Here is a 16,720-nt window from a genome sequence, read left to right on the forward strand (position 1 = left end):
TTCCGTTCTTCGCGTATCTGAATACGCCGACGTTCGGAGCGCCGCGTCGGCAGCCAAGACGCAGTTCGACTTCTTGCAGTGCCCCGCAGCTTCGGCTGCATGGTAGTCCACGCCCGAAACCGTTCGGTCAGGGCTTTTATTTAGTCATCCTAACGGAGATATCGAAATGCAAAGACTCATTGCACACGTCAAGCGGTTCGCGCGTGAAGACGAAGGCGCCACGATGGTCGAATACGGCTTGATGGTGGCACTTATCGCCATCGTTTGTATCACGGCGGTGACCAGTATCGGCACCAATCTCAATCTGGTGTTCAGCGACATCGCGGCCAAGCTCTGATATCGGAAGGCGGGCGAAGCGGCACCTTACCTTCGCCCGCGATCTGAATTCGTTCACCGCAGTAGTGGTACTCACCCATATCAAGGAGTCGATCATGACCGCAGATCTCATGCAAATGGCAAAACGCAACATCTCGCGCTATCTGGCATCCGCAGCCGAAGGCGCAAAAACGCTCGTGCGCGACGAACAGGGCGCGACGATGGTCGAGTATGGATTGATGGTGGCGTTGATCGCCATTGTCTGCATCACCGCGGTGACCAACATCGGCACGGACCTCAATCTGGTGTTCAGCGATATCGCAGCCAGCCTCTGATACGTGGGCATCGAACGATTCGTTCGCCCAGCATCGGTCCGTCGTCACGCATTGAAAAACGCGCGCACCGCCCGAGCGGTGCCGCACAAACCGTCAAAGTCTCATCGGGGAAATCAGAATGCGGCCGCCAATCTCGTTCCTGTCGCGCCTGCTGCGTGAAGAGCGCGGCGCCACGCTCGTCGAATACGCGCTGATGGTCGCACTGATCGCGCTGGTGGCCTTCGGGAGCACCGTCGCCTTCGGCACGTCGCTGCAAGCGCTCTATCAGAACATCCTCGACGACATCGTCGCCGCATTGCCTTGACCCGACACGAGCCCGAACGAGGTGCCCCATGTTGCTGCCCGCACTCCCTCCCCAGCCGATTCCGCTTTGCGTCAGTGTGCTGGCCATCGCTGCCGCGAGCACGGACCTCGCCGCGCGCCGCATCCCGAATCCGCTGATCGTGCTCGGCCTCGCGGCCGCGCTCGCCGTGCGCCTCTGGCTCGAAGGCACGCTGCTCGGCGCCGGGCACTGGCTGGCAGGCGCATTGACGGGTTTTGCGCTGCTTATTCCACTTTATTTCATGCGTGGAACCTCGGCCGGCGACGTAAAGCTGCTGATGGCCATCGGCGCGTGGGTCGGGCCCGCCATGGTGGTCGAAATCACGCTCGCCGCGTTCGTCGTGGGCGGGATCTGGTCCATCGCCTTCATCGCGCGCGGCGGTCACACCGCACAGGTCCTCGCGAATCTGCGGCGGATGATACCGGGCCTCTCGCGCGCGGCTTACGCGAACGCTTCGGCATCCGATAGCAAGCGCGCATCGGTCGGCTCCATGCCCTACGGCGTCGCAATTGCGGCCGGCACCATCGGCATGCTGTTCGCCGCCGTGTAACGAAGCATGCAAACCACCGGCGCCGAACCGAAAGCTACGGACCGCAACACGGGAGACCGAACATGAGCGAATGCAATATCGAAGCAAGCGAGGGCTCGCAGATCACCGATCCGACGCCCAGCGTCACGACGCCCGAGCGCCGTGGGCATGCGCGATCGCAGGCAAGCGCGCCGCGCTCGATCGAGGAGACGGGCCTGCCCGCCATTTTCATCGGGCGGCTCGTGCTCAAGTCGACCTGGTTGAACGGCAAATCGAGCTTCGCCGACTTGTCGAGCCGGCACTGCTTGTCGGTCGCCGTACTCGAGGACATCCTGGCTTTCCTCGTGCGCGAACGTCTTGCGGAAATTACTCATCGTGGCGCGACGGACATCGACGTGCATTTCCGCCTCACCGAAGCGGGCCGCATCGTCGCGAAGGAAGCCATGGAACGGTGCAGCTATTGCGGCCCCGCCCCCGTTTCCTATCAGCAATATGTGTACGCCGTCGAGCAGCACTCCGTGCGCCGCCAGCGCATCAGGCAGCAGCAGGTACAGGAGAAGTTCGCCGGCCTGTGCATCGATTCGTCGCTACTCGATGCCGCCGCGGCTTCGCTCAACGCCGGCAAGCCGCTGATGCTCTACGGCCCGGCCGGCAGCGGCAAGACCTTCATTGCCGAGCGGCTCGGCCAGCTGCTGCAAGGCGACGTGCCCGTCCCGTACGCAATTTACGTCGGCGGCGAAATCGTGCAGCTCTACGATCCGCTTTTGCATCACGACGCGCAGGATGCCGAAACGCTCATCGCCGACAAACGCTGGCGCCTGTGCCGCCGCCCAGTCGTGCTCTCTGGCGGCGAACTCACGCTCGATGCGCTCGACCTGCGTTACGACCCTGCCGCCGGCTTCTATCAAGCGCCGCCGCATATGAAAGCCAATATGGGCCTTTACGTCGTCGACGACCTCGGCCGCCAGCGCGTGGACGCGCAAGCGCTCCTCAACCGCTGGATCATGCCGCTCGATCGCAGCGTCGATCTCTTCACGCTGCAATCGGGCATGCGCTTTTCGGCCCCCTTCGACGTGTGGCCGGTCTTCTCGACGAATCTCGATCCAGCCGCGATCGGCGACGAAGCGTTCCTGCGCCGGCTCGGCTCCAAGCTCTTCGTCGGCCCGATGGCGATCGACCACTACCACGCCGTCTTCGATGCCTGCAGCACTTCGTTCGGGCTCCATACGACCGACGCCGCGTTCGCGTATCTGCTCGACGAACTGCACGGCGCGAGCGGCAAGCCATTGATGGCCTGCTACCCGCGCGATTTGCTGAGCCTCGTCAGCGCCTCGGCCGAGTATCGGAACACACCGCGCGAAGTGACCCCGCAGGCGTTGCTCGAAGCGTGGCACGCCTACTTCGGCTCGAACGCCCAATTGGGCGGTACTCACCCGTTCACGTCCTCCGCCCGGAAAGCGGGCAGACGGCTTGCCGCCGGCTAAGCAGCCGGTATTTCACGATTCGTTAGGAGTCCTACCATGAAAAGCAGTCGCGCTCTCATCATGCTGGCGACAGCCATGCTGGCCGGCCTCGCGGCCGTCGTATTCGCCTCGCGCTGGCTCATGAACACGTCGTCGGCAGCCGTGACGCCCGTGGCCGTGGCCGTCGACGACATCAATCTCGGCCAACCGCTCAACACGAACCTGATTCGCGTCGTCAACTGGCCGACGGGCAGCGTGCCGCCCGGCACCTTCTCCGATCCGAAGTTGCTGCAAGGCCGTGTCGTCAAATCGAGTCTCACGCGCGGCGAGCCGGTGCTCGAATCGAAGCTCTCGCCGGCAGGCACGAAAGGCGGACTTTCCGCCGTCATCAACAAGGGCGACCGCGCCATCACCGTGCGCGTGAACGATGTGGTCGGCGTGGCGGGGTTCGCTCTGCCGGGGAACTACGTCGACGTCATCGTCAACACGCAGGCGCCGGGCTCCACCAACGATCAACACAGCATTTCCAAGATCGTGCTCGAAAAGATCCTGGTGCTCGCCGTCGCTCAGCAGGTAAGCCGAGACGACACTCAGCCGAAGGTGGTCAACGCGGTCACGCTCGAGGTCTCGCCCGACCAGGCCGAGAAGCTCGACTTGGCGCGCAGTGTCGGCACGCTTTCGCTCGTGCTGCGCAATCAGGTGGATACGGCGTCGCTCGAAACGAAGGGCGCAACCAAAACGACGCTGCTCGGCCAGCCGGCCGCACCTGTGGCCGCCTCGGCGCCCGCGGCCGCGCCGGCCAAACCGAAGCGCGTTCACTACGCGGCCGCGCCGCGTGCCGAGGCGAAGCGCGACTGCGTGGGCGTGCTGTCGGGCATCTCGGGCGGCATGGAATGTTTCTAGTGTCGGCGTGACCGAGCAAACGAATCGAACGTTTCATTCGCGCGGTCCGAACAAGACGGCATCAAGGATGGACGAAGTACAGGCATCACAACCCGGGGGGGCAACAAATGAACACCGAATCGAAATCAATTTCACAGCGCGCGCCGCGACGCGGCCTGCGCAACAGCGCGCTGGTCGCGGCCCTGGTGGCAGCGGGCCTCGCCAGCGCCGCGCCGGGCCATGCGCAGGACCTGAGAGGCGCGGCCGTGCCGGCGGCCGTCAAAGCAGGCGCGCCCATGCAGATGACAATCAGCATGGCGCCTGTGCCCGCCGCGGCCGCCGCGGCAGCCGCAGCGCAGTCGGCCGCACTGCGCGGGCCCAACTGCAAGGGCGACGTCAGCGCGCAAAGCAACGTCGAGGTGCCCGTCGGCAAGTCGACCCTCGTACAGCTCGCCGAACCGACGCGCAACCGCACCGTCGGCAATCCGGCGGTGGTCATGGCCACGCTCGTATCGCCGCGCACGCTTTATCTCGTGGGCATGTCTGTCGGCACGACGAACATGATCGTGCAAGGCGCGAGCGGCAATTGCCAGGTCATCGACGTCATCGTCGGCATCGACTCGAACGGCCTGCAGCAATCGCTGATGCAATTGATGCCCGAGGAGCGCGGCATTCGCGTATCCACGGCCGCGGGCAATCTCGTCCTCGGCGGGCACGTGACGAGCGCGCAGGCAGCGCAACAAGCGATGGAAATCGCGCGCGCCTATGCGAACAGCCAGCCGAGCCAGACCTCGCAATCGAGCACGTCGAATCCGGGAGGCGGCGCCGGCAGCGTGAGCGAGCAATTCTCGAGCACGAGTGCAGGCTCGAACATCATCAATATGATGACGGTCGATTCGCCGCAGCAGGTCATGCTCGAGGTCAAGGTGGCCGAGGTATCGAAAACGCTCATCGATCAGCTCGGCTCGTCGCTGAACCTGCAGGGCGGATTCGGCTCCTGGACGGGGGCGCTCGTCAGCAGCCTGCTCACCGGTGCGCAGACCATCATCGCCGGCGCCAAGTCGAACAAGCTCCCGCTCTCGGCGGCCATCGACGCGCAAAAGACAGACGAACTGACGAAGATTCTCGCCGAGCCAAACCTCGTCACGATCAGCGGGCAGGAAGCGTCGTTCCTCGCCGGCGGGAAAGTCTTCATCCCCGTGCCGCAGAGCAATACCACGGGCAGCATGACGATCACGCTGCAGGAGGAAGAGTTCGGCGTGGGCCTCAAGTTCACCCCGACCGTGCTCGCCAACGGGCGGATCAACCTCAAGGTCGCCCCGGAGGTATCGCAGCTCTCCCCCACCGGCGTGACCGTGAGCGCGACGGGCGCGAACACGTCCGCGATCCTGCCGCTCATCACGACGCGGCGAGCCTCGACGACGGTGCAAATGAACGACGGCGAATCGTTCGCGATCGGTGGGCTCATCAGCAACAACATCACCGGCGCGCTCAAGGCATTCCCGGGGCTCGGCGAGTTGCCCGTCATCGGCACGCTGCTGCGCAGCACCTCGTTCCAGCAAGACCGCACGGAACTGGTCTTCATCGTCACGCCGCACCTCGTCAAGCCTCTGCCGGCCGGCGGCTATCCGCTGCCGACCGATAGCTTCACGCGCGCGAACGAACTCGATGTCTATGCCACCGGCAACATGGAAGGCCGCGGAGCGGCGCGGCCGAACTCGCGCGCGCCGGGCAATGCAGCCACCCAGCCGCCCGCCCGACTGCCCGCGCCGTCGGTGCCGCAATCGAACGCGCCCGCAACCGATGCGGCGCCTCCCCCGCGTATGCCGGCCACACCCGTCGAGACGACGCACGAACCGAAAGACCCGTCGCGCGAAGCCCCGGCGCCCGCCGTGGCAACGCCGGTGCCGGACGTACCGAGCGCCACCGTCACGCCGCTGCCCGCGGCGCAACCCGTACCCGAGAGGCAAACGGCGGCGCCCACACCGGCGGCTCCCGACCCGCAGGCCGAACGCGTGGCCCGCATCGAGGCAGCGGCAATGCGTATCGCCGCGCGCGAAAACCGGCCCAACCCGATCTGGGGCTCCGCCAACGATCCGATCCGTCAGTGACGCGATATCGAAAGGGAATCATCATGAAACGCCAACACATTCATTATCTGCGGCGCACGCTCGCCCTCGCCCCGATCTGCGCCGCGCTGGGCGGCTGCATGACGAGCACGCCGATCTGGGACGCGCACTTCGGCGAAGCGGTCAGGGCGGTGACCGCTTCGCAGGTCATCGATCCGCAAGCGGCCGAGCGCAACCCATCGAAGCCCGGCATGGACGGCACGGCTGCGGTATCGGCCATGCGGACCTACGACAAGTCGTTCGTGGCACCTGGCCGCACCGCCAATCCGTTCGTCATCGGCATCGGCACGGGCAGCGGCACGGGCTCGAGCGGTCAATAACGTGCAAGCACGCGGAGGGGATCATGCGTCGCAACACTCTGTCGCATTCGCGCATGAAGGCGCGCCGCAACGAGCGGGGCGCCATCGCGATCATGGTGGCGCTGGCGATCGTCGCGCTTATCGGGTTCGTCGGGCTCGCACTCGATCTCGGCAAGCTCTACGTCGTCAAAAGCGAGTTGCAAAACAGTGCCGATTCCTGCGCGCTGGCCGCGGCACGCGATTTGACGGGCGCGACGATCGACCTCTCCGTGCCCGAGGCGGCCGGCATTACCGCCGGCCATCTCAACTACGCGTTCTTCCAGGACTCGCCGGTGCAACTGCAGACCGACAGCAACGTCCTCTTCAGCGATTCGCTGACCAACGCGTTTCTGCCGAAAAGCGCGGTCACGTCGCCATCGACGATCAAGTACGTCAAGTGCACGACGTCGCTCGCCAATATCCCGAACTGGTTCATGCAGGTGCTGAACATGTTGCCGGGTGCCTCGGTTGCGAACGCCGCCGTCTCCGCATTCGCCGTGGCGACGATCAGCCCGGCGCAAACGACTTGTGCGATTCCCGTGTTCATCTGCAAGGCAGGCACGCAGGTGAACCCTCCGATCGCTGGGCAGAGCTATGCCGTTGGCGACTGGATCGGCTCGAAAGACGGCTCGCCGCCCTCCTATGGCCCCGGCAATTTCGGCTGGGCCGCACTCGACGGCAGCAACAGCGCCGTAGCCGTGCGCAACCAGCTGACGGGCAACTATTGCAGCCTTCCGGCGACCGGATCGAGCGTCGGCACGCCGGGCAACAAGATGACGGACTCGGGCGCATGGAATACGAGGTTCGGCATCTACCAAAACCCCTACGATCAAGCGAGCGGCACGCCCGATTTCACGGGATGGACTTACAACCCGACCACCTGGTTGCCTGGACGCGACGCCTACAGCAACTTCGTGACGAAGCGGGCGGCGTTTGCGGGCTACCAGGGCGATGCAACCACGCAGATCACCACGGCCGGCTCGTCGTCGTCGACCGTCTACACGGCGGGCGCCGATCGCCGGCTCGCGCTGGCGCCCGAGGTCGATTGCACGCTGCTGCTTTCGGGCCACTCCGCGCCGATCCTCTGGTGGGATTGCGTGCTCATGCTCGACCCGATGGAAAAAGGCGGCAATCCGGGCCCCGTGCACCTCGAATACCGCGGCAAGTCCACCGATGCATCCGTGCCATGCGCGACGCACGGCATACCCGGCAACAGCAATTCGGTTGGCCCGCTGGTGCCCGTCCTTGTGCAATGAGCGAGGCGATCATGATGATGCATCCGTTCAAGTCGAGACTGCGCAAACGCCAGCAGGGCGCGGCCGTGGTGGAGTTCGCCATCGTGCTGATTCCGCTGATCGTGCTCGTGATGGGTGTGGCCGAGTTCGGCCATGCGATCTACCAGTACGAGGCGTTGACGAAGGGTACGCGCAACGCCGCGCGCTATCTGTCGACCTATCTGCCCGGCGATCCGGCCTATCCGAAAGCCGCCGCGCAGTGCCTGGCCGTTTATGGCAACGCAGCGTGCACCGGCAGCGCGCTCGTGGACGGTCTCACGACCTCGATGGTCGTCGTCTGCGATGCCGCGAACACGGCCGACTGCGCGGACTCGAGCGACCCGCCGCAATTCGCGAACGTGGCGACCTACGACACGAATAACGGCGCGCCGGGCGGCACGCAGTCAGGCAGCATCAATCTGGTCGAAGTGAAGATCAAAGGCTTCCCCTATACGCCGATCGAGCCGTTTTTCCAGCTCTCGCCCTTCAACTTCGGCAACATCGTTACCGTAATGAGGCAAGTGTCATGAACACGCGCGCACGTCGGGTCCGGTTGGCGCGCCGGCCCCGCCACAGCCTTCGCAATGTCCGCGGCGCGGCGATCGTCGAGTTCGCCATCGTCGCGGCCGTGTTCTGCATACTGCTCGTCGGCGTATTCGAGTTCGCCCGCGTGCTGTATTACTGGAACACCGCCAGCGAGGCCGTTCGCCTCGGCGCGCGCACCGCCGTCGTATGCGATGCGGACGCCGCATTCGTCAAGACGAAGATGGCGGATCTGCTGCCGCTGCTGCAGTCGTCGAACGTCAATCTCAGCTATGCGCCTTCGGGCTGCGACTCGGATCCCGACACGGCCCGCGACAGCTGCACGTTCGTGACGGTAAGCGTCACCGGCGTCAGCGTGCAGACGATGATTCCGTTCGTGCCCCTGACGCTCACCATGCCGCCGCTCGCCACGACGCTGCCGCGCGAAAGCCTGCGCACGTCGACCGGCGGGACGGTCTGTCAATAACGTTTCAACGTTCGATAGCGTGCTTCCATCATGATCGATATCCTCAGCATTTCCAAAGACGCTTCCCGCCTCGCGCAGATCGTGCGGCAAATCGGCGAATGCGGAAGCTACCGGACTACGCGCGCCGTCGGTAGCCCTTCATCGCTCGCTCAGCGCGGCGACAGCCTCGATGCGTTCGACGTGCTGATCGTGGATGCGCAGTCGCTCGACGATGCCGAACTCGCCGTGGTGGCGGATCTATGCCGCCGTTACGAGCGCATGACATGCATTCTGCTGTCGGACGACGCCTCGCCCGAGACGCTGATCGCCGCCATGCGGGCCGGTTTTCGCGATGTGCTGGCCTGGCCGCTCGAACACCGCGCGCTCTGCGATGCGCTGCAACGCGCCGAAAGCAAGCGGCTGCAGGGCGCGACGCACGAAACGCGCATCGTGTCGTTCATCTCGTGCAAGGGCGGCACGGGTACGACGCTGATCGCCACGAACGTGGCGCAGGCAATCTCGAAGCTGGAACACCAGCGCGTGCTGCTCATCGATCTGAACCAGCTTTACGGCGACGCCGCGTTCGTGATGACGAGCGAGGCGCCTCCGTCGACATTGCCCGACGTGTGTGCGCAGATCGACCGGATGGACTCGGCCTTTCTCGATGCGAGCCTGCTCCACGTCAGCGAGACGTTTCACGTGCTTGCGGGCGCGGGCGACCCGGTCAAGGCCGCCGAAGTCGGCTTCGAGCGGCTCGAGTGGATCATCGGTATCGCCATTCCGCGTTACGACTTCGTGATCTTCGATCTCGGCCAGTCGATCAACCCGCTGTCGATGCTCGCGCTCGATCGCAGCGACGAAATCCACATGGTGCTGCAGGCGAGCATGCCGCATGTGCGCGCCGGACGGCGGCTGCGCGAGATTCTCGGCTCTCTCGGCTACGGCAACGATCGCCTGCGCCTGCTGCTCAACCGTTACAGCCGCGAATTGGAGCGCTCGCGCACCGCCCTCGAGGAGGTGGTGGACCTGACACCCTACCAGGTGCTGCCGGACGATACGGCCGTGGTCACCGAGGCGCTCGATGAAGGCGTGCCCGTGAGTACGATCAAGCGCAACTGCGCCCTTTCTCGCGCGTTGCAGCAGCTCGCGGAGAACATCGTCGCCGGCGCTGCCGCACCCGCGCGCGGCAAGGCGCGCAGCGAGACGCGACCCATCCGCTTTTTCGGGCGCGTAGTCACGCCCAAGCTCAAAACCATGTAAGCAGGGAACGGGAGAAACATCATGTCGCTGCGTGAACAGATATCAGGGCAATTCGTGCAATCGTTCGGCGAACGAAACAGCGGTCCGGGCACGTCCGCAAGCGGCATGGCACGCGCCGCCTATCAAACGCTCAAGCGCGAAGTCCATCATTCGGTGCTCGACCGCGTCGAGCTCGAACGGCTTTCGCGCATGCCCGTCGATCAGGTCCGCCAGGAGATCGGCGCGCTGATCGGCCGCATTCTCGACGAGGAGCGCGTGCCCGCGAGCGATCAGGAGCGCAAGCAGCTCGTGAGCGACGTCTACGACGAAATGTTCGGATTCGGCCCGCTCGAGGCACTGCTGCGCGACCCGACGATCTCCGACATCCTCGTCAATACCTCGAAGCAGACCTACATCGAGCGCAAGGGCCGCCTCGAACTCACCGACGTGACGTTCTACGACGATGCGCACTTGATGAAGATCATCGAAAAGATCGTCTCCCGGGTGGGGCGGCGCATCGACGAATCGAGCCCGATGGTGGATGCCCGCCTGCCCGATGGCTCGCGCGTCAACGCGATCATTCCGCCTTCGGCGATCGATGGTCCACTTGTTTCCATCCGCCGCTTTTCGGTCAATCCGCTGCAGATGTCCGATCTCATCGATCTGCAGACATTGACGCCGCCGATGGCGGAACTGCTCGACGCGCTCGCACGCGCAAAAGTGAACATCCTGATTTCTGGCGGGACCGGCAGCGGCAAGACGACGCTGCTCAATGTCCTGTCCGGCTTCATTCCAAGCGACGAGCGGATCGTCACGATCGAGGATGCCGCCGAGCTTCAGCTTCGGCAGCCGCACGTACTGCGGCTCGAGACGCGGCCGCCGAACATCGAGGGACGCGGCGAGATCACGCAACGCACACTGGTGCGCAATGCGCTGCGCATGCGGCCCGACCGCATCATCCTCGGCGAAGTTCGTGGGCCCGAAGCGCTCGACATGCTGGCCGCGATGAACACGGGCCACGAGGGCTCGCTCGCGACGATTCACGCCAATACGCCGCGCGATGCGCTGACCCGCCTCGAAAACATGGTCAGTCTGGCCGGCATGGGGCTGCCGCCGAAGACCATGCGTCAACAGATCGCATCGGCGATCTCGGTCGTGATTCAGGCCACCCGCCTGACCGACGGACGGCGCAAGATCGTCAGCATTCAGGAGCTCACGGGCATGGAGGGCGAGATCATCAACATGCAGGAGCTCTTTGCGTTCAAGCGCACCGGTGTCGATCGCAGTGGCGCGGTGAAGGGCTACTTCGCCGCCACCGGTGTGCGCCCCAAATTCGTCGAACGGTTGCAGGCCTTCGGCATCAATTTGCCGGACGAGCTCTACGATCCGGCGCGGCGCTTCGAAACGGCGTGAGGCACTGAACAACAACTCCAGGAGGCCCGTATGGACCCGATCTTCTACGCCTTTATCGTTCTCGTCTTCGTCGCCGTGGTGCTGGCCGTAGAGGGCGTCTACCTCTGGTGGAACAGCCGCCACGGCCCCGCGGCGCGGCGCATCGAATCGCGCATTCGCGCGCTTTCCGCGGGTGGTCAGATAGGCAAGGAACGGCTCTCGATTCTCAAGGACCGCATGTTGCGCGACGCAAGCGGCTTCGAAAAACTGCTGATGGAGTTGCCGCGCGTACAGACGCTCGATTTGCTGATACAGCAATCCGGCGTGACCTGGACGGCGTCGAAGCTCGTGCTCGCGAGCCTCTTGCTTCCGCTCGTGGTGCTGATCGCGACCATGCTTACGCCGGTTCCACCCGCGATCGGCGTGCCTGTGGCCCTTGCCTCGAGCGCGCTGCCGTATCTCCACATCAAGCGTCGGCGTGCCAAGCGGCTCGCGCAGCTCGAGCGGCAACTGCCCGACATGGCCGATACGATCGGCCGCGCGCTGCGCGCCGGCCACTCGTTCGCGAGCGCGATCGGGATGGTGAGTTCGGAATTCCCGCAGCCCACCTCGGGTGAGTTCCGCATTACGTTCGACGAAATCAACTACGGCGTGCCGCTCAACGAAGCGCTCATGAATCTGGCCAAACGTGTGCCGATTCGCGATTTGCGCTACTTCGTCATCGCCGTGCTGATCCAGCGCGAAACCGGAGGCAATCTCGCGGAAGTACTCGACGGTATTGCGTTCCTGATCCGCGAGCGCTTCAAGCTGTTCGACAAGGTTCGCGTGCTGTCCGCCGAGGGCAAGATGTCCGCATGGGTGCTCGGTTTGCTGCCGTTCATTACCGGGGGCGCCATGATGGTGCTGAACCGCCCGTTTCTCGAAGTCCTGTGGACGGACCCGGCGGGCATCAAGGTGATTGCGGTCATCGCGGGGCTGATGGTGATCGGTATCTATTCGATGCGGCGCATCATCCGCATCCGCGTTTGATGCCGCCACCCTTGCGCCACAGCGAGAGATAAAGGAGAAAATCATCATGCAATCGCCCAATACCATGCACCTGCTGCTGTTGGCAGGGCTGTTCGCCTTCGTGTTCGCCGGGGCGTTCGGCGCCATGTATCTCTTTGCGCCGCGCGACATGCGAAAGCGCATCGAGCAGGCCGGCGGGGCGCCTCGTGCCGCCGCGGCGGGCGAGGTCGCCTCCCCGGGTGCGGCGTGGCTCGAAAAAATCGCCGACCTTTCGCAGCCGATCGCCAAGCTCTCCATTCCGAAAGAGGGATGGGAAAATTCGGTGCTGCGCGTGGAGCTGATGAATGCGGGATGGCGATCGCCGAATGCGGCCGCCATCTACTTCGCCGCGAAAACCGTGCTTGCGCTGGCACTTCCGCTCGCCGCGCTGCCCTGGCTGCTCGGCGGGTCGCTCGCCGCGCAGCCGCTCGCGCTTTCGGCCGTGCTGATCGTATTTGGCGGAATTGGCTACTACGTGCCGAACACCTTCCTCAAACGCCGGGTAAGACTGCGCAAGCGCACGATTTTCGAGGACTTCCCTGACGCACTCGATCTGCTGACCGTATGCATCGAGGCGGGTTTGAGCCTCGATGCCGGGCTCATGAAGGTGACGGAGGAAATCAAGGTCCGCAGCACGATCGTTGCCAGCGAACTCGAATTAATGCTGCTCGAAATGCGCTCGGGCTTCACGCGGGAAAAGGCGCTGCGCAACCTGTCGCTGAGAACCGGCGTGGAAGACATCGATTCGTTCGCGACGATGCTGATTCAGGCGGAGCGATTCGGCACGAGCATTGGCGATTCGCTGCGGGTACTTTCCGACACCTTGCGTACACGGCGGCGCATGCGCGCCGAGGAGCAGGCCGCGAAGATCGCGCTCAAGCTGCTGCTGCCGCTCGCGTTTTGCATCTTTCCCGCCCTGTTGACGGTGCTGCTCGGGCCTGCGTTCATCCATGTCTACCGCGTGCTGCTGCCGACGATGACGGGAACCGGGGGCTGAATTTTGGCCGGTGCGGCATCGCTCGCACCGGCCAACGCGTCGGGCCGGGTTCGTGCGATTTACGCCACATTCATGCGGCATACCGCCTCACCGGCTGATGCCTGGGCGGCGCCTGCGATTCCCTTGCCGCACCGCCTCTTGCACGCCCCCGCCCGGGGCGTCGCCGCGCTAAATGCATCTGCGCATCATTCCCATTCTCGTTGACGAATGACCGGCTCCATCGGTACGATCGTTCCACTTTTCGCGGCAAGCACGAAAACATCGGCGGGCTATGATCGTTGCCCCCCCGCCAGCGCCGACGCTGCCGCAATACCCGAAACAAGCCGAGCGGTACGGACGTTGCCGATCGGCGCCTCATAAGAAACTTCAAGGATTTTCATGGTGTCGACATCCTCGTTCTCGCCCGCGCTGCGCCGGTGCACCGTGTCCGTCGCTCTTGCCTTTGCCTGCCTCGGCGGCGCGGGCGCCCGTGCAGCCGGTACGTCCGATTCGGCCGATGCCCAACCCGCGGCGAACGCGAACGCGAACGCCAACGGCGCGGCGAATGGCGAAACGCAAGCTCCGCAAGCGGAGCAGAGCCTCTGGACGCGCGACACGCTGCTGGGCGACATCGGCGGCGTGCGCCCATGGCTCGGCAAATATGGCGTGACGCTCGGCATCGTCGAAACGAGTGAATACCTCGCCAACCTGCGCGGCGGGCTCAGGCGCGGCGGTACCTACGATGGCGTCACGACGGTGACCCTCGGTGTCGACACTGAAAAGGCGTTTGGTCTGAAAGGCGGCTCGTTCAACGTCAGCGCGCTGCAGATCCACGGTCGCCACTTGAGCGAAAACAATCTGGGCACGCTGAACACGGCGAGCGGCATCGAGGCACAGGATACGACGCGGCTGTGGGAGCTCTGGTACCAGCAGTCGCTACTGAACGACCGGCTCGACGTGAAGGTCGGTCAACAGGCGATCGACCAGGAGTTCATGACGAGCCAGTATGCGAGCACGTTCATCGGCACGATGTTCGGCTGGCCCGGCGTACCCTCATACGATATGCCGAGCGGCGGCCCCGCGTATCCGCTGGCGGCGCTCGGCGTGCGCGCACGCGCGCACATCGCGCCGTCGCTCACGGCCATGGCCGGCATATTCGACGGCGATCCGCTCGGCAACGATGCGGGCAACCGCAGCGGCACGAACTTCAATCTGCATAACGGCGCCCTCTATATCGGCGAATTGCAGTATGCGATCAATCAGCCCGCCGAGGGCGACGGCGCGCCGGGCAAGACCACGCACACCGGTTTGCCCGGTACCTACAAGATCGGTGTCTGGTACAACAATGGGCGCTTTGCGGATCAGCAAACCGCTGCGCTTCATCGCGGCAATTACAGTTTTTACGCCGTTGCCGACCAGATGATCTGGCGCCCGGATCCGAGCGGCGCCCGCAGCGTAGGGGTGTTCGCACGCGTCATGGGCGCCCCCGGGGACCGCAATCTCGCGAGCGTCAGCGCCAACCTGGGCGTGGTCATGAAGGCGCCGTTCGCAGGGCGAGAAAACGACAGCGTCGGGCTCGGCCTCGCCTATATCAAGGTGGGCAACCACGCACGCGCCTCGGATATCGACAACGGCTATGTGCCGCGCGGCAGCGAAACGGCGCTCGAGGCAACCTATCAATACCAGGTCGCGCCATGGTGGCAAATTCAGGGAGACCTGCAATACACGTTCAATGCGGGCGCGGGCCAGAACCCGAACGACCAGACGAAAGCGCTGCGCAACACGTTCGTCGTCGGCGTGCGCACGAACATCACGTTCTGACCGGTCGGGCGAGAAGTTCGAATGGCGTGGCGCGTGGCATAGTGGAAGGCCTCGGACCCATTGCTCGTGCCATTGAAGGAGAGCCTCCCGTGATCCGCAAGACCCTCACTGCTTCGCGCCTGCGCGACGAGGTTGCCCGGCGCATTCATCGCATGCCCGACGTCATCGAGGACGGGGTGAAGATCGCCGTGCCGCGCCCGCAAAAACAGGAGCCGGACACGTCCGGCTGCAACTGGACGATGAAGCATTTCGGCAACGCCATCGGTTTCGAGCGAACTGTCGAGAACGTGCTCGCGGCCGTGCGTGCCGAATACAACCTGGCCGATGCCGACGACGGCAAGGATATCCGCAGCCTCTTCGGCGAATAACCTTCCGAACGGGCTGCCGGCGAAACGCGCGCCTTACGCATTGCCCGAAATATCTCGCTTGGCCGCCTCGAGCTTCGTTTCGCCGGTGCGGCGTGCCGGTGCGAGCAGGCGCCGCCACGCCGGCAGTGTCGCCATCCGGACAAATGGCTTGAGCGCCGCCCTTGCCCGGCCGAGCCGGTGCCGCCATACGAGCGCCCGCCAAACACAGGCCGGGTCGAACTTATCGCGGCGGGCTTCGCGCTCGATCAGCGATTTGCTGCCCGGCAAGTGGACGAACGCGCAACGGCTGAACCAATAGAGATTCCGATGCGTGTTGCCGGGCCAATGACGGCCGACCGCCTGATAAGCGCCCACCTCGACGAACGCGTGCCCCGCTTGCGCCAGCAGGCAAAGCGCGGCCGAAATGAACGCCTCGTCTCCGTGATGATGCAGATGTCGAACGGCCGCGAGGTAGCGGCCGAAACAGGCTCGGCCCTGCTCGACGAGCAAGGCCAGAAACGCCTGCGTGCAAAGCAGGAACTCGCCGCCATACCAGCGCGGATTGACGAGGGGCCCGCCCGCCACACGTTCGAGGTCCGCGATCACGCGCTCGCTGCCGTACGCCGGGAACACCTGGTCGGATATGTCGAACACGCCGGCACCGAGGCGTGCGCTACGCGCAACGAGCGCGGCGTCCAGTCCGCGCATGGCCACCATGTCGGTGTCGAGCAGCAGAAAAAGCGCATCCGGCGGTAAGGTCTGCGCGACCTGCATCATCAGATCGAGCTTGAAGTGCGCGGCGTAAAACGGTGTGTTCTTGGGCAGATCGCTGCGGGTCGTGGTCAGCAGGTGCACGGCGGGGCGAGCGGCGGCGTCCGGCAACGCCGCCCACTCGGCGGCCACCGCGTCCGGAGCGTTCGTATAGACGTTGAGCCGGGGCATGCCGGCCGCGAGCAACGACCGGTTCAGACAGGCCGCCTGCCGGATGTAGGTGCTCGGGTCCGCACTGCGGCAATTCGGGCTAGCGGCCGCCGCGTAGTCGAGATACACCAGCGCGCACGGCACGATCGCCGGCAACGTCGGACGCTGCACCTGCTCGTGCATACAGCGGGAATCGCAGGTTTGCATAGTCGTTTGCGACATGCCGCGAACGCCCCCCAGTACGGCGGGGCGCGCAACGCGCATGCCCGCTCGACATCGATGAATGGCCCGGGCGGCATGCGCCCGATCAGCACGCCGCTTGCGGGCGCTCCCAACGATTATGTCCGCTCGCGCCTTGCCCTATGCGCCATGTTCGCGCCATCGACCGCCCAAAGCGTTCGC

18 protein-coding genes are annotated in these 16,720 nt (G+C 64.7%); 17 read left to right on the forward strand and 1 reads right to left on the reverse strand.

Going from position 1 to position 16,720, the window contains the following annotated elements; genetic code table 11:
• Window positions 1-166 precede the first annotated feature (166 nt).
• The 17 genes from U0034_RS22365 to U0034_RS22445 all read left to right on the forward strand — a co-directional run bounded on the left by U0034_RS22365 (window position 167) and on the right by U0034_RS22445 (window position 15,418).
• The gene (locus tag U0034_RS22365; protein WP_085224657.1) at window positions 167-337 is read left to right on the forward strand and encodes a Flp family type IVb pilin; all 171 of its coding nucleotides are present in this window, start codon (window positions 167-169) and stop codon (window positions 335-337) included.
• 142 nt (window positions 338-479) lie between these two features.
• A complete protein-coding gene (locus tag U0034_RS22370; RefSeq protein WP_386092520.1) occupies window positions 480-650 on the forward strand; it encodes a Flp family type IVb pilin in 171 nt (56 codons plus the stop codon).
• A 118-nt stretch (window positions 651-768) separates the two neighbouring features.
• On the forward strand, window positions 769-954 hold the full coding sequence (locus tag U0034_RS22375; protein ID WP_085224655.1) for a Flp family type IVb pilin: 186 nt from the start codon (window positions 769-771) through the stop codon (window positions 952-954).
• 28 nt (window positions 955-982) lie between these two features.
• A complete protein-coding gene (locus U0034_RS22380; protein WP_102622882.1) occupies window positions 983-1,522 on the forward strand; it encodes an A24 family peptidase in 540 nt (179 codons plus the stop codon).
• A 62-nt stretch (window positions 1,523-1,584) separates the two neighbouring features.
• Window positions 1,585-2,985 (forward strand): ATP-binding protein, encoded by a 1,401-nt coding sequence (locus tag U0034_RS22385; RefSeq protein WP_085224653.1) that lies wholly within the window; start codon window positions 1,585-1,587, stop codon window positions 2,983-2,985.
• 36 nt (window positions 2,986-3,021) lie between these two features.
• Window positions 3,022-3,867 (forward strand): Flp pilus assembly protein CpaB, encoded by an 846-nt coding sequence (cpaB, locus tag U0034_RS22390; protein ID WP_085224651.1) that lies wholly within the window; start codon window positions 3,022-3,024, stop codon window positions 3,865-3,867.
• Window positions 3,868-3,974: 107 nt separating this feature from the next.
• Window positions 3,975-5,957, forward strand: a complete 1,983-nt coding sequence (locus U0034_RS22395; protein WP_085224649.1) for a type II and III secretion system protein family protein — start codon at window positions 3,975-3,977, stop codon at window positions 5,955-5,957.
• A 23-nt stretch (window positions 5,958-5,980) separates the two neighbouring features.
• Complete coding sequence (locus U0034_RS22400; protein ID WP_085224647.1) at window positions 5,981-6,295, forward strand: hypothetical protein; 315 nt, start codon at window positions 5,981-5,983, stop codon at window positions 6,293-6,295.
• Between the two features lie 23 nt (window positions 6,296-6,318).
• Window positions 6,319-7,569, forward strand: coding sequence for a pilus assembly protein TadG-related protein (locus U0034_RS22405; protein WP_085224645.1), 1,251 nt, complete (start codon window positions 6,319-6,321; stop codon window positions 7,567-7,569).
• An 11-nt stretch (window positions 7,570-7,580) separates the two neighbouring features.
• Window positions 7,581-8,117, forward strand: coding sequence for a TadE/TadG family type IV pilus assembly protein (locus U0034_RS22410; RefSeq protein ID WP_085225411.1), 537 nt, complete (start codon window positions 7,581-7,583; stop codon window positions 8,115-8,117).
• Window positions 8,114-8,596 carry a TadE/TadG family type IV pilus assembly protein gene (locus tag U0034_RS22415; protein ID WP_085224643.1) on the forward strand — a complete coding sequence of 161 codons (483 nt, stop codon included), beginning with the start codon at window positions 8,114-8,116 and terminating at the stop codon, window positions 8,594-8,596. The genes U0034_RS22410 and U0034_RS22415 overlap by 4 nt, the downstream gene beginning before the upstream one ends.
• A gap of 30 nt (window positions 8,597-8,626) precedes the next feature.
• Window positions 8,627-9,835, forward strand: a complete 1,209-nt coding sequence (locus U0034_RS22420; RefSeq protein ID WP_085224641.1) for an AAA family ATPase — start codon at window positions 8,627-8,629, stop codon at window positions 9,833-9,835.
• A gap of 21 nt (window positions 9,836-9,856) precedes the next feature.
• Window positions 9,857-11,227: a CpaF family protein gene (locus U0034_RS22425; RefSeq protein WP_085224639.1), complete on the forward strand. Its 1,371-nt coding sequence runs from the start codon at window positions 9,857-9,859 to the stop codon at window positions 11,225-11,227.
• 30 nt (window positions 11,228-11,257) lie between these two features.
• Window positions 11,258-12,235: a type II secretion system F family protein gene (locus U0034_RS22430; protein WP_085224637.1), complete on the forward strand. Its 978-nt coding sequence runs from the start codon at window positions 11,258-11,260 to the stop codon at window positions 12,233-12,235.
• A gap of 46 nt (window positions 12,236-12,281) precedes the next feature.
• Window positions 12,282-13,250, forward strand: coding sequence for a type II secretion system F family protein (locus U0034_RS22435; RefSeq protein WP_085224635.1), 969 nt, complete (start codon window positions 12,282-12,284; stop codon window positions 13,248-13,250).
• A 378-nt stretch (window positions 13,251-13,628) separates the two neighbouring features.
• Window positions 13,629-15,050 carry a carbohydrate porin gene (locus tag U0034_RS22440; protein WP_085224633.1) on the forward strand — a complete coding sequence of 474 codons (1,422 nt, stop codon included), beginning with the start codon at window positions 13,629-13,631 and terminating at the stop codon, window positions 15,048-15,050.
• Between the two features lie 89 nt (window positions 15,051-15,139).
• Window positions 15,140-15,418: a hypothetical protein gene (locus U0034_RS22445; RefSeq protein WP_085224631.1), complete on the forward strand. Its 279-nt coding sequence runs from the start codon at window positions 15,140-15,142 to the stop codon at window positions 15,416-15,418.
• Window positions 15,419-15,451: 33 nt separating this feature from the next.
• Here the strand turns inward: U0034_RS22445 and U0034_RS22450 are convergent, their stop codons facing one another.
• Window positions 15,452-16,540, reverse strand: coding sequence for a hypothetical protein (locus tag U0034_RS22450; RefSeq protein WP_176072583.1), 1,089 nt, complete (start codon window positions 16,538-16,540; stop codon window positions 15,452-15,454).
• Window positions 16,541-16,720: the final 180 nt, after the last annotated feature.

The organism is Trinickia caryophylli, from assembly GCF_034424545.1.
Lineage (GTDB): Bacteria > Pseudomonadota > Gammaproteobacteria > Burkholderiales > Burkholderiaceae > Trinickia > Trinickia caryophylli.